Origin of the sequence: Pseudomonas sp. N2-3-1-14 (assembly GCF_041228395.1) — a bacterium.
Taxonomy (GTDB): Bacteria; Pseudomonadota; Gammaproteobacteria; order Pseudomonadales; family Pseudomonadaceae; genus Aquipseudomonas.
Window position 1 is genome coordinate 3463445 of sequence record NZ_CP166199.1, and the last position, 13136, is coordinate 3476580.

11 protein-coding genes and 1 pseudogene are annotated in these 13136 nt (G+C 61.9%); 8 read left to right on the forward strand and 4 right to left on the reverse strand.

Translation table 11 applies throughout. The annotated features are described in order from the left end of the window. Position 1: 1 nt before the first annotated feature. Together AB5I78_RS15980 and AB5I78_RS15985 are read right to left on the reverse strand one after the other, a co-directional pair. Positions 2 to 1639, reverse strand: a complete 1638-nt coding sequence (locus tag AB5I78_RS15980) for a SulP family inorganic anion transporter (protein WP_369303140.1) — start codon at positions 1637 to 1639, stop codon at positions 2 to 4. 140 nt (positions 1640 to 1779) lie between these two features. Continuing rightward, complete coding sequence (locus AB5I78_RS15985; RefSeq protein WP_242198274.1) at positions 1780 to 3057, reverse strand: serine/threonine transporter; 1278 nt, start codon at positions 3055 to 3057, stop codon at positions 1780 to 1782. A 283-nt stretch (positions 3058 to 3340) separates the two neighbouring features. Between AB5I78_RS15985 and AB5I78_RS15990 the strand changes: the two genes are divergently transcribed. The 6 genes from AB5I78_RS15990 to AB5I78_RS16015 all read left to right on the forward strand — a co-directional run bounded on the left by AB5I78_RS15990 (position 3341) and on the right by AB5I78_RS16015 (position 9679). Next, complete coding sequence (locus tag AB5I78_RS15990) at positions 3341 to 3955, forward strand: TetR/AcrR family transcriptional regulator (RefSeq protein WP_242198277.1); 615 nt, start codon at positions 3341 to 3343, stop codon at positions 3953 to 3955. Positions 3956 to 4138: 183 nt separating this feature from the next. Beyond that, positions 4139 to 4663: a cysteine hydrolase family protein gene (locus tag AB5I78_RS15995; RefSeq protein WP_369303141.1), complete on the forward strand. Its 525-nt coding sequence runs from the start codon at positions 4139 to 4141 to the stop codon at positions 4661 to 4663. A 94-nt stretch (positions 4664 to 4757) separates the two neighbouring features. Then, a complete protein-coding gene (locus tag AB5I78_RS16000; protein WP_242198283.1) occupies positions 4758 to 5708 on the forward strand; it encodes a 2-hydroxyacid dehydrogenase in 951 nt (316 codons plus the stop codon). A gap of 91 nt (positions 5709 to 5799) precedes the next feature. Then, positions 5800 to 7686 (forward strand): pilus assembly protein TadG-related protein, encoded by a 1887-nt coding sequence (locus AB5I78_RS16005; RefSeq protein ID WP_370002994.1) that lies wholly within the window; start codon positions 5800 to 5802, stop codon positions 7684 to 7686. 135 nt (positions 7687 to 7821) lie between these two features. Continuing rightward, positions 7822 to 8889 carry a phosphotransferase family protein gene (locus AB5I78_RS16010; RefSeq protein ID WP_369303143.1) on the forward strand — a complete coding sequence of 356 codons (1068 nt, stop codon included), beginning with the start codon at positions 7822 to 7824 and terminating at the stop codon, positions 8887 to 8889. A 22-nt stretch (positions 8890 to 8911) separates the two neighbouring features. Continuing rightward, on the forward strand, positions 8912 to 9679 hold the full coding sequence (locus tag AB5I78_RS16015) for an SDR family oxidoreductase (protein ID WP_094952746.1): 768 nt from the start codon (positions 8912 to 8914) through the stop codon (positions 9677 to 9679). On the opposite strand, the gene AB5I78_RS16020 is transcribed toward AB5I78_RS16015, so the two are convergent. Beyond that, complete coding sequence (locus tag AB5I78_RS16020) at positions 9680 to 10123, reverse strand: carboxymuconolactone decarboxylase family protein (protein WP_124417691.1); 444 nt, start codon at positions 10121 to 10123, stop codon at positions 9680 to 9682. It abuts the gene before it with no gap. 153 nt (positions 10124 to 10276) lie between these two features. Between AB5I78_RS16020 and AB5I78_RS16025 the strand changes: the two genes are divergently transcribed. Both AB5I78_RS16025 and AB5I78_RS16030 read left to right on the forward strand, forming a co-directional pair. Beyond that, positions 10277 to 11710: a PLP-dependent aminotransferase family protein gene (locus AB5I78_RS16025; protein ID WP_369303144.1), complete on the forward strand. Its 1434-nt coding sequence runs from the start codon at positions 10277 to 10279 to the stop codon at positions 11708 to 11710. An 84-nt stretch (positions 11711 to 11794) separates the two neighbouring features. After that, positions 11795 to 12195, forward strand: a pseudogene (locus tag AB5I78_RS16030) (cupin domain-containing protein). A gap of 138 nt (positions 12196 to 12333) precedes the next feature. On the opposite strand, the gene AB5I78_RS16035 reads toward AB5I78_RS16030, so the two are convergent. After that, entirely contained in the window at positions 12334 to 12963 is a 630-nt protein-coding gene (locus tag AB5I78_RS16035) for a DNA-3-methyladenine glycosylase I (protein ID WP_369303145.1), read from the reverse strand. Positions 12964 to 13136 lie beyond the last annotated feature (173 nt).

Below are 13136 nucleotides of genomic sequence, written 5' to 3' on the forward strand. Positions count from 1 at the left end.
TTCAGGTTTGGGTCTGTAGCGCCAACTGCACCGCACCGTCAACGCTTAAGCCACTGAGCAAGACCTGTGGCGCAAGCGTCTCCGGCAAGGCTTGCAGCACGTCCAACGCCTCATGCCGCACGCGCGCCAGCACCAAGCGCTTGCCCTCCCCGCGCACCTGCGCGAAAAACGCCGCCAGCGCTTCGATACTGGTGCCATCCAGATCCGGAGATTCTTCCAGGCTCAGCACCACCGCCTCCACCGGCGACTGGCGCATCAAGCGCAATGCCGCACCCAGAATGCGTTCGGCATTCGCAAAAAACAGCGCCTCGCTGGGCCGCACGATCAACAGGCCCGGCACTTCCACCGCATCGTCGTGGTGTTGACGATCGACAAAATCATGGCTGTCACCCAAGCGCCCCAGCACCTGGATATCAGCCGATGACATCTGGCGCAGCATCAGCACCACGCTGATCGCTACCGACACCAGCAAGCCATCCAGCACGCCTAGCACCAGCACCGCCGCGACCGCACAGATCACCAACAACCGATCGCGCCGCCAGAGAAAGTAACGCCCCAGCGGCTGCAGGCTCAAACCACGGCCCAGTGCGTAGATGACGATGGCGGCAAGCACCGGTTCCGGGGTCAGCGCGACATAGGGCAGCACGGTCAGCACAATCACCAGCACCACCAGCGCGGCAACGATTCCGGCCAGGCGTGAACCGGCACCGGCGGCCTCATTGGCCGAGGTTGCGGAATAGCCGGCACCGGCCGGCATGCCATGAAACAGCCCGGAGATCAGGTTGGCCGCACCCAGCGCAAGCAAGTCGCGGTTGGATGTCACGCGGTCGCCGTGTTTAAGCGCGAATGAGCTGATAGAGCCATAGGACTCCGCATACAGGATCATGACCAAGGCAAACGCCAGCTCACCCAGGCGCAGCCAATCGGCGAATGGCAGCACCGGCAAATGCCCGAACTCCAAGCGCAAGTCGATCAGACCGATCAACGCCACACCATGGGCCTGTAAATCCAGGTACTGCCCGGCAACAATGCCCAGGATCACCACCAGCAGCCCGCCCGGCAGGCGCGGAATCCGCGCGCACAACCAAAGCACTCCCAACGCAATCGCCGCGACCAGCGCAGCCGGCCAGTTCCACCGGGGCAGCTGCTCCATCAGTTGCGGCAGGAAGCGGATCAAGTTGTTGTCGGTCAAGTGCACACCGACCACGTTGGCCAGCTGCTTGAGAATGATGGTCAGCGCCAGGCCGAAGGCAAACCCGCGCAACACCGGTTTAGCGATAAACGAAGTAACACCGCCAAGCTTGAACAGCCCGGCCAGCAGGAACAACACCCCGGTGATCAACACCAACCCGAACGCCAGCGCCAGCCTCAGCGCCGAGTCACCGCCCGCCAGGCTGGCGGTGGCGGCGGCCAGTACTGCTGCCGAAGACGAGGTGGCCGAGACAATCGCAAAGCGGCTGGTGCCGAACAGGCCGTAACACACCAGCCCGGCAAACAGCGCAATCACCCCGGCCTGGGGCGGCAGCGCAGCGATGCTGGAATAGGCCACAGCCTCCGGCAGCAGCAAACCGGCAATGGATAACCCGGCGAGCAGGTCCTGGGTACGACTGGACGACGTCACATCAATTGCAGTTTTCAATCAGCCCATCCTGGCAAATAAAACCCGCGTCAGCTTAGCCTCCATTGCCCATCAGCGGTTGAGCCAGGACAGGGTTTCCAGGCACAAAAAAAGCCGATTCACGCAATGCGCGAATCGGCCTTGGGGTGTACAGCTCGGTGTCAGGACAGCAGCGAGTAAACCAGCGCGGTAATCGCGACCAGACCAACTGCGGTAACAAACACGTTGGACGCCTGCCCGCGGTACTTGGCCATGGCCGGTACCTTGCGGATCGCATACATCGGCATCAGGAACAGGATCGACGCGATGATCGGGCCGCCCAGCGTCTCGATCATGCCGAGAATGCTCGGGTTCAGCGTGGCGACGAGCCAGCACACCACCAGCATGAAGGCGGCGGTCATGCGGTCCAGGGACTTGGCCGCCGGGCGGCGACCGGTCTTGAGCACCAGGCCCTTGAGGCCTTCACTGGCGCCGATGTAGTGGCCCAGGAACGACTTGGCAATCGCCACGAATGCAATCAACGGCGCGGCGAAGGCGATGGTCGGGTTGTCGAAGTGGTTGGCCAGGTACGACAGGATCGACAGGTTCTGCGCTTTCGCTTCGGCCAGTTGCGCCGGCGTCAGGGTCAGCACACAGCTGAACACGAAGAACAGCACCATCACCACCATCAACAGGTGCGCGCGGCACAGGATCTGCGAGCTGCGCTCATCCGCGTTGGCGCCGTACTGGCGCTTCTGGTCCACCGCAAAGGCCGAGATGATCGGCGAATGGTTGAACGAGAACACCATCACCGGAATCGCCAGCCACAACGTGTTGAGCAACGCCGACGGCGCCGGGACTTCACGGGCGGTGCTGAGAATGCCGCCGGTCCAGTGCGGGATCAGGTACACGGCCAGAAACAGCAACGCGACGATAAACGGATACACCATCAGGCTCATGGCCTTGACGATCACCTGCTCGCCGCAACGCACCACGGCCAACAGGCCGAGGATCAGCACAAACGCCAGGATCGCGCGCGGCGGCGGCATGATGTGCAGCTGGTGCTCCATGAAGCTGCTGACCGTGTTGGTCAGGGCCACGCTGTAGATCAGCAGGATCGGGAAGATGGCGAAGAAGTACAGCAAGGTGATCAGTGCGCCGGCCTTGAGACCGAAATGCTCTTCGACCACGTCGGTAATGTCAGAACCTTCACGGCCGGACAGGACGAAACGGGTCAGGCCACGGTGGGCAAAGAACGTCATCGGGAATGCCAGCAGTGCCAGGATCACCAGCGGCCAGAAGCCCCCAAGACCTGCGTTGATGGGCAAAAACAAAGTACCGGCGCCGATGGCGGTGCCGAACAGCCCGAGCATCCAGGTGGTGTCCTGGCGGCTCCAGCCTGTGAGGGTTGCAGGTGTCGTTGCATAGCGTTCGTCGACGCTATTGGCCTGATCATTCATCCGGTCGGATCTCCGCATTTCCACAGCCGGGACGAGTCAGAAAAACCTGACAGGCAGCGCCCCGACCATAACAAGCGCGCGATTGTCCGGGATTCTCCTGAATAAGCAAAGACTTAGCTGAGGAACGGTGCCCCAATGCAGATCAGTCGAGATCGCTGCAGGCAGCGGTTCCAGAGGGCTGCAGCAGCGTCGAAGTAATACATGCCCAAACAAATCTATTTTGGAATCGCGGGCTTTGCTGTACTTTTCAGGCAATGCCCGCCTTTATTCTGAGAGCCCCGCCATGCCTCGCGTGTCCCGCAAACAAGCCGAACTCAACCGTGAAATCATCGTCGAGGCTGCCACGCACCTGTTTCGTGAGCGCGGGCTGCACGGCATCAGCCTGGCGGACGTGATGGCCGCCGCCGGCCTGACCCACGGCGGTTTCTACGGGCACTTTGCGTCCAAGGAAGCCTTGGCCACCGAGGCTTGCCAGCAGGCCTTTGAGCATTCGAACCAGGGCTGGCAGGAAAAAATCGAGCGCAGTGAAGACCCGCAATCGGCATGCGAGACCATCTTGCGCCACTACTTTTCGGCCACCCACCGCGACAATCCCGGCGACGGCTGCCCGATATCGGCCTTTACCCCGGACATGTGCCATGAGCCCGCCAACACGCAATTACAGCGCACCTTCGTCGCCGGTGTTGAACGGTCGCTGGAAATCTTTGCGCAGTTGCAGGCTCAAGACCGTCAGGCCATGCTGGCCAACTACGCGATGATGATCGGCGCCGTCACCCTCGCTCGTGCGACACGCGGCAGTAGCCTGTCAGACGAATTCCTGGAGGCTGCACGAAATACGCTGCTACCCGAGGCGAAATCGGACGCGCCCGTTGACAGCCCAGCGCCCGTCCCAGCATGATCGGGCCCATGAAGCCTATTGCGCTGCACCTCACCCGCACCACCACCACGACCGCTTATGGCGGGTCGTGCGGTGGCTGTGGGTGCTTGAACTAAAACACCCCGGATTCAACCCAAGGCCCCGCCAGCAATGGACGGGGCCTTTTTATTGCCCCGCCATCTGGCCACTGCAAGGAGCAAGACCATGGCAAACGCCCTGCTGATCATCGATATGCAAAACGGCTTGTACGACGGGCCCGACAAGCCCTTCGAGCGCGAACGGGTGCTGGGCACCATCAATCAACTCATTCAACGCGCGCGCAGCGCCCACGCGCCGATCTTCGTGGCCCAACACACCGGTCCCTCAGGCTCTGCGATAGAAGCCGGCAGCCCGTTGTGGCAGTTGTGGCCGGGCCTGCAGGTCGACGCCGCTCGCGACCATGTCTTCAACAAGACCCGTCCCAGCTGTTTTCTGGGAACTGATCTGGCGCAGCAACTGGCGGTGGCGCAGGTCGATGAACTGGTGATTGTGGGGATGAAAACCCAGTTCTGCATCGACACTACCTGCCGAGTCGCAGTCGAACTTGGGTTTTCGGTGACTTTGCCCGAGGACGGCCATACCTGCATGAACACCAACGCGTTGCCTGCCGAGGCGATCATGGAGCATCACAACGCAACCCTGGCCGGGGCGTTTGTGAAACGGGTGAAAGCGCACAGCATCGCGTTCTAACGGCGTCTATGCGGGATTTTTCTGGCGGAACAAAACGTTCTGTCTTACAAATCCCGCATACTCACTCTTCAAACCCTTCAGGAAGCGCCTTCCGATGTCCACCACTGTTCTGGTCCTGGTTGAAACCATCAACGAATACCTGCAAATCATCGAGAGCAACGACTTTCACGTGATTCTGGCGCCGACGCCGGCCGAACGCGCCCAGGCGATCAAGGCGCATGGCGGGCAGATCAAGGCCGTGCTGACCCGTGGCCCGCTGGGGCTGTATGCCGAGGAAATCGCCGCATTGCCCTTGCTCGAGATCATCTGCGTGATCGGTGCCGGTTACGAGCATGTGGACCTGCAGGCGGCGAGCAATCGCGGGATCGTCGTCACCAACGGCGCCGGGGTGAATGCGCCGTCGGTTGCCGACCACGCCATGGCATTGCTGCTGTCGCTGGTGCGCGGCGTCCCCCAGACCGACGCGGCCGTGCGGCGCGGCGAATGGCCGAAGGTGATGCGCCCTTCCCTGGGCGGCAAGCAGCTGGGGATTCTCGGGCTCGGCGCCGTTGGCATGGAGATCGCCAGGCGCGCGGCGCTCGGGTTCGGCATGGAGGTGAGTTATCACAACCGCCAGCCCCGCGATGACGTGGACTACACCTATTGCGCCACCGCCGTTGAGCTGGCGCGCACCTCGGATTTCCTGATTCTGGCCACGCCCGGCGGTGCAAGCACCCGTCACCTGATTGATCGCCACGCCCTGGATGCGCTGGGGCCGAACGGCTACCTGGTGAACATCGGACGCGGCAGCGTGGTAGTCACGGCAGACCTGGTGGCTGCTCTTGAGCAACGGCGTATCGGCGGCGCGGCGCTGGATGTGTTCGACGACGAGCCCAAAGTGCCGGACGCCCTCAAGCGCCTGAGCAATACCGTACTCACCTCCCACGTGGCCGGCCTGTCTCCCGAAGCCGCCCACGATACGGTGCAGCGTGTGGCCGACAACCTGGTGGAATACTTTGCCGGCCGCCCAGTGCTTACACCGGTGACGCTGCCGCCGCGCAACTAGTAGCGAATAGCCAGCGCCGACGTAAAACCTGACTACACTGCTGAGCGGGGATGCTCAGGACGTCGGTGCATGACCGGCGAAGGAACGCAGAATGTTTGGCCATGGACTCGGCCCGGCCCGCCAGCGCGGCGCCATCGGTTTGATCGGCGCGGTGACCCTTGGGATTGCGCTGTTGTTTCTATTGCTGGTGGTCGACAGCGGCCGTTTGTACCTGGAGAAGCGCAAGTTACAGCGGGTGGTCGACACAGCGGCGCTCGAAGCGGTCAGCCGCAGCGGCACGTGTGCGGCGCCCACTAACAATGCGGCCCAGTTTGCGACTCAAAGCGCAGCGCGCAACCACTTCACTGTCGACGACAATCGCACGCTGGCCGTTGCCTGCGGCACCCTGACCACCGGTGCCGACTTCATGCGCACCTTCAGCGCCGACCCTGCCAAAACCGACGCTATTCGGGTCATCGCCACCCACCGTGTGCACACCAGCCTCGCCCATGGCTTACTCACGCTGTTCTCGACTCAACCCCTCAACATGATGACGCTCTTGAGCGCCACCGCGGTCGCCGCCGCGCCAACCCCAACGGTGGCGTCACTCACCGTGCGCAGCACCTTGTTGACCGTGGACAGCACCAAGTCCGTGGCCCTCAACGCCTTGATCGGCGGCTTGCTGGGCGGCAAGTTGCAGCTCGACGCGGTGGGCTGGAACGGTTTGATCAACACCGATATCAGTTTGCTCAAGTACCTGGATGCCCTGGCGATCCGCTTGAACGTCAGCGCCGGCAATTACGATCAGTTGCTCAAGACCGACGCCACCGTCGGCCAACTGGTCCAGGCCGCCATCGACGTGCTCAAGCTCGGTGGCGATGCGGTCACGCTCGTCATCAACAACCTCGAAGCCATCAAGCTGATTGCGCCGGGCACGCAAATCCTGCACTTGGGCGACCTGATCAACATCCAGAACGGCACGGACAAAAGTGCGCTGGATGTGAAACTGCAGCTGTTCAACCTGATCCAGGGCCTTGTGCAGTTGTCGAACAAGGCCAGCGCCGTTGCCGTTGAGCTGCCGGTGGATGTGCTGGGGCTGCTCGGCGTCACCGTCTCGACCAAAGTGATCGAGCCTGGGCAACTCTCAAGCATCGGCGACCCGAAGCACATCGCCACGCAGCCCATTTATGTGCGAACCGCGCAAGTGCGCACCTTGATTTCGGTCAAGCTGCCGATCGTCACACTGGTCAATAACGCGCTGGGAAACCTGGTGCAGGCGCTCAATGAAGTACTGAGCGGATTGTTGGGGCTGCTTGACCCCAATTGTTGCCTGGTCACCAGCCTTGAGATCGGCGACACACTCGACATTGCCCTGGAGGCCGCCGGTGGCAGCGCCAAGGTGACGGATTACAGTTGCGACAGTGGCAAAAAATCATTGTCGGTGCTTGGCGAAACCTCGGCCCTGCACGCGATGATTGGGCAGGTTGACCCCAAAAACCTGTTTTCATCCACCCAAACGCTGCACGTCGACGAGTACCCGGTGGTGGATATCGGTACCAAGACCTGCAAGCGCGGCACCGGCGTCTGTGGCGACCGGCAAGCCTTCGCGGCAGGCGGGCTGGGCGTGCGCGTCGACAGCGATGTGGCCCGGACCGAACGCGCGCACACCTACACCAACCCGCCGGCGGTCAATCTGCCCCCCGCGTATTATCAATTCGCCGCCTCGAACGTCGTCAGCAGCCTCAAGGAAACACTCACCGGCATCCAACTGATCAACCACCCGCCAAAAATCGCCAGCCTGTTGGGCGCTGTGCTGGGCCTGGTCACGGGCCTGCTCAATGGCTTGCTTTCATTGCTTGGGGGCGTGATTGGCGGGGTGCTCGGCCCGCTTCTCGATCCCATCGTCAATAACCTGCTCGCCGGCCTTGGCATTGACCTGGCAAAAGTCGAAATCGGTGCCAACCTGTCCTGCAACCCGGTGGCCGGGCGATGCTGGTGATTTGAGCGCATCAGGCCCGCTGATCATCGTCCAACACGCTAACCTATTAAGCCGCCCCGACCTTGTCGCTGGACGGCGGTGCGCATTAGATTAGCCAATAGTCCAAGGCCTTTAGAATAAGCAGAAGGGATAAGCATGGCGCTTAACGACCAATCGACCCAGATTCGCCCAGGCGAAGAACTTGATGCCAGCCTCATCGATCCCTACCTCAAGGCGCATATTGCGGGCCTGCACGGCGCGGTCAAGATCAGCCAGTTCCCCGGTGGCGCGTCCAACCTGACTTACTTGCTCGAATACCCGGACCGGGAATTCGTGCTGCGCCGCCCGCCCTTTGGCCACAAGGCCAAGTCCGCCCACGACATGGGCCGCGAATACCGCATTCTCAACCAGTTGAAAGATGGCTTCCCGTACTGCCCCAAGGCCTATGTGCATTGCACCGATGAGTCGGTGATCGGCGCCGAGTTCTATGTGATGGAGCGCGTCAACGGCATCATCCTGCGCTCCGACCTGCCGGCCGAACTGGGCCTGGACGCCGCCAAGACCGAGGCGCTGTGCAAAAGCTTTATCGACAAGTTCGTCGAACTGCACCAGGTGGATTACGCGGCCTGCGGCCTGGCTGACCTGGGCAAGCCTGAAGGGTATGTAGAGCGTCAGATTCGCGGCTGGAGTGATCGCTACGAGAAAGCCCTGACCCCAGATGCCCCGAGCTGGGAGAAAGTGCGCGCCTGGCTCAACGACAAGATGCCGGCCGACCATCCGACCTCCAGCATCGTGCACAACGACTACCGCTTCGACAACGTGATCCTCGACCCGCAAAACCCGATGCAGATCATTGGCGTGCTGGACTGGGAACTCACCACCCTGGGCGACCCGCTGATGGATTTGGGCAACACCCTCGCCTACTGGATCGAAGCCGCCGACCCGGCACCGGTGCAACTCATGCGTCGCCAGCCAAGCAACGCCCCAGGCATGCTGACCCGCCGCCAGTTCGTCGATTATTACGCCGAGCGCTCGGGCCTCCAGATCGACAATTTCGACTTCTACTACACCTATGGCCTGTTCCGCCTGGCCGGCATCGTGCAACAGATCTACTACCGCTTCTTCCACGGCCAGACCCAGGACAAACGCTTTGCGCAGTTCATCCACATGAACACGCTGCTGGAGCAAATGAGCCTGAACGTCATCGCCAAATCAGCCCTCTGACTGCAAGAACAAGGAACCCTTCATGTCCAAGACCCACCTGTTCGACCTCGACGGCAAGATTGCTTTTGTGTCCGGCGCCAGCCGCGGTATCGGTGAAGCCATCGCCAAGCTGCTGGCCCAGCAAGGCGCCCACGTGATCGTCTCCAGCCGCAAGCTGGAAGGCTGCCAGCACGTGGCGGATGCAATCATCGCCGACGGCGGCAAAGCCACGGCCGTGGCCTGCCACATTGGTGAAATGGAGCAGATCACCCAGGTGTTTGCCGGTATTCGTGAACAGTTCGGCCGCCTGGATATTCTGGTCAACAACGCCGCCACCAACCCGCAGTTCTGCAACGTGCTGGACACCGACCTCGGCGCCTTCCAGAAGACTGTGGACGTAAACATTCGCGGCTACTTCTTCATGTCGGTGGAAGCCGGCAAGCTGATGCGCGAGAACGGTGGCGGCAGCATCATCAACGTGGCGTCGATCAACGGCATTTCCCCTGGCGTGTTCCAGGGCATCTACTCGGTGACCAAGGCCGCTGTGATCAACATGACCAAAGTGTTCGCCAAGGAATGTGCAGCGTTCGGCATTCGTTGCAACGCCCTGCTGCCGGGCCTGACCGACACCAAGTTCGCCTCGGCGCTGGTGAAGAACGATTCGATCCTGAAAATGGCGCTGGCGCAGATCCCGCTCAAACGCGTGGCCGACCCGAGCGAAATGGCCGGCGCGGTGCTGTTTCTGGCCAGCGACGCCTCCAGCTACACCACCGGCGTGTCACTGAATGTGGACGGCGGTTTCCTGTCCTGATCATGCATTCGGCGGTTGCTGGCGAAAGCTCACCGCCAGGCGGTTCCAGCCACTGATGCTGGACACCGCCATGGTCAGGTCCACCAATTCCTGCTCGCTGAACTCCACGCGCACTGCCGTGTAGAGTTCATCCGAGACACTTGATGTCGGCAGCGTCGCCACCGACTCGCTCCAGGCCAACGCGGCCTTTTCCCGCGCGCTGAAAAACGGCGAATCACGCCATACGCACAGTGCAAACAGGCGTCGCTCACTCTCACCACGCTGGCGCGCTGCCATCGAATGCATGTCGGTGCAAAACCCGCAGTGGTTGAGCTGCGAGACGCGGATCTTGATCAACTCCAGCAGCGGTTTTTCGATGGACAGTTCAAAGGTCGCCGCCTCCAGCATCAACATGCCTTTAAGCGCTTGCGGTGAGGCGGTGTAGTAATCCAGACGGCGTTCCATGGGCGGCTCTCGGGCGGGCAAGTCAGTGTGCGCTAGCCTAGAGCCCGCGTTCCATAAGCCCTATAGCCAATCGGGCGGTTTATGCGCAGACCATTTTGAGCGCGCTGCGCGAGCGAGTAGTCTTGGCCCAGAGTGAATGCCTTGGGATGAAACATGGAACTGCACGTGGTGATCAACGGCCGCAAAGACCTGGCCGAACAGCTGTACCGGCAGTTGCGTGAAGCCATTGCGTCCGGACGCCTGGCGGTCGGCGCGCAACTGCCGCCCAGCCGCTTGTTGGCCAAGCAAATCGGCGTGTCGCGCAAAACCGTGTCCGACACCTACGCCACCCTGACATACGAAGGCCTGCTGGTGGGCAAGACCGGCCGCGGCACTTTCGTCAACGCCCATACCGTGCAAACCGAGCGCGTGCAAACCGCCGCCGACCTGGCTTGTGCCGCCAACCTGGGCAAATGGGCGGCGCTGCCCTCGCCCATGCGCCATCCCACGCGCGACAGCACACTGCGCTATGAATTTATCGGAGGCGCCACCACCCGCAATCAGTTCCCCCAGGATGAATGGCGGCGCTGTACCCAGGATGCGCTGCGGCGTATCGCCCGAGACAGCGGCTTTTACAGTCAACCGGAAGGTTTGCCCGCGCTGCGCGAGGCTATCGCCGGGCACGTCGCGTTTTCACGCGGGGTGAAATGCCGCGCCGACGACATCGTGGTCACCAATGGCGCGCAGCAGGCGCTGGACCTGATCGCCCGCGTGGTCCTCGAACCGGGCACCACGGTCGCCATGGAAGACCCCGGCTACAGCCCCGCGCGCCAGTTGTTCATGGCCATGGGCGCCCACGTTGCCGGCGTGCCGGTCGACGCCCAAGGCATTCAGGTCGACCTGATCCCGGACGGCACACGGCTGATCTACGTGACTCCGTCCCACCAATTCCCTTTGGGCATGCCCATGAGCCTGGCGCGCCGCGAAGCCTTGCTGGCGCGCGCGTTCGAGCTGGGCGCGATCATCATTGAAGACGACTACGACAGCGAATTTCGCTACGAAGGCCGCCCCACCGATTCCCTGCAAAGCATGGACAGCCGTGGCGTGGTCACGTACGTCGGGACCTTCTCGAAAACCCTGCTGCCGGAGTTGCGCCTGGGCTATGCGGTGCTGCCGCCGGCCATTTACGGCGCGGTGCTCAAGGCCAAGCAACTGACCGACCAGCACAGCTCCACGCTGCCGCAATGGGCACTGGCCAAGTTCATCAGCGAAGGCTACTTGCTCAAGCACATTCGCCGCTGCCACACGGTGTACGCCGGGCGCCGCGAACGCATCCTGCAGCGCCTGGCAGGCGACTTGGCGCCCTGGTTTGAAGCGGTGCCCAGCGTGGCGGGATTTCACATGGCGGCGCTGTGCAAGGTGCCGGTGGATATCCCGTTGCTGATGGAACTGGCGCGGCGCGTGGAAGTGGGCGTGTACCCGGTGGATGTGTTCTTCCATGACACCCCTGTGCGCCAAGGGTTGATCATCGGCTTCGGCGCCATCGAATTGCTCGACATCGACCCGGCGCTGGACCGGCTGCGCGATATTCTGCAGCAGATTGGCTAGCGGGTTTTCCCGCGCATTGGTCATTGGTCAGGTGCACTCGGCGGCGTAGGGTGAAGAGGTCTCGAACTTCTCGGAAACCTCATCATGAAACGACTGCTCGCTGCCACCCTGATGCTCGCCTCGCTCAGCGCCCTCGCCCACGAGCCGGTTTACAACCAGGAATCCATCAAGGTGCTGCAGGAACACGCCTTGACCAATGTGCCCGGCAAGAAAACCATCATGCTCACCGTCGATTACGCCCCGGCCAGGCCACCGTGCCGCACAGCCACACCGGCACTGCCGTGGCGTATGTGCTGGAGGGTGAGATCACCTCGCGGGTCAACGATGAAAAGGCGATTACCTACAAGGTCGGTGAGTCGTTCTATGAAGCGGCCGGCTCGCGGCACTTCGAATCAAGCAACGCCAGCCAGACCCAGCCGGCCAAGCTGCTGGTGGTGATGGTGCTGGATGACAAGGCTGAGGTGTTGACGCCGCTGCCGCAGTAACCAGCCACACCACAAAACTGAATTGTGGGAGCTGGCTTGCCTGCGATAGCGGTACATCAGAAACAGATGTGTTGGCTGACTCACCCCCCTCGCAGGCAAGCCAGCTCCCACAGTTTGAAGGGTGTTTGATCCGAGGATTCAGGGGCGTTTGAATTGTCGGCGAAGGTCTTCGATCTGCGGTCGGCAAGCGCAGCCTTCCAGGTGATCATTGACCATGCCCATCGCCTGCATCAACGCATACATGGTGGTGGGGCCGACAAAGGTCCAGCCGCGTTTTTTCAAGGCTTTGGATAAGCGCACCGACGCCGGCGACGTTGGGTTGCCGGTCCAGTAAGCCATGTCCACCACGGCCGGGCGCTCCTCCTCGGCTGGCTCGAACGCCCATATCCAATGGGCCAACGAGCCGGTTTCATCCACCAGTTCGCACGCCCTGCGCGCGTTGTTGAGGGTGGAGACGATCTTGGCCCGATTGCGCACGATGCCGGGGTCTTTCATCAGGCGGTCGATATCCGCCTCGCCGTACTGCGCCACGCGGCGAAAATCAAAGCCCTCGAGAGCTGCCCGAAACTGCTCGCGCTTGCGCAGGATGGTGATCCACGCCATGCCGGCCTGAAAGCCTTCCAGGCAAATCTTCTCGTACAGTTGAATATCATCCGCCACCGGCACGCCCCACTCGTGGTCGTGATAGCGCGGGTATTCCGGCGCCGCCGTGCGCCAGGTGCAATGGGTCTGCCCTGTGGCGTCCGTGGTCAGTCCTGGTGCGTCCATCAATCACCTCGCGAATCAAGCCGCGATGATAAGCGAATTTTTTTCCAGCCCGCCAACCGCTCAAGTATCACGCTTGCCGACCAACTGGTCAGACCGGGAACTGTCAACCGCCGATTATTTACTTGTGATTTCAAAAAAACCCGGCGTAGACTGGCCGGGCACTGGACTTACCG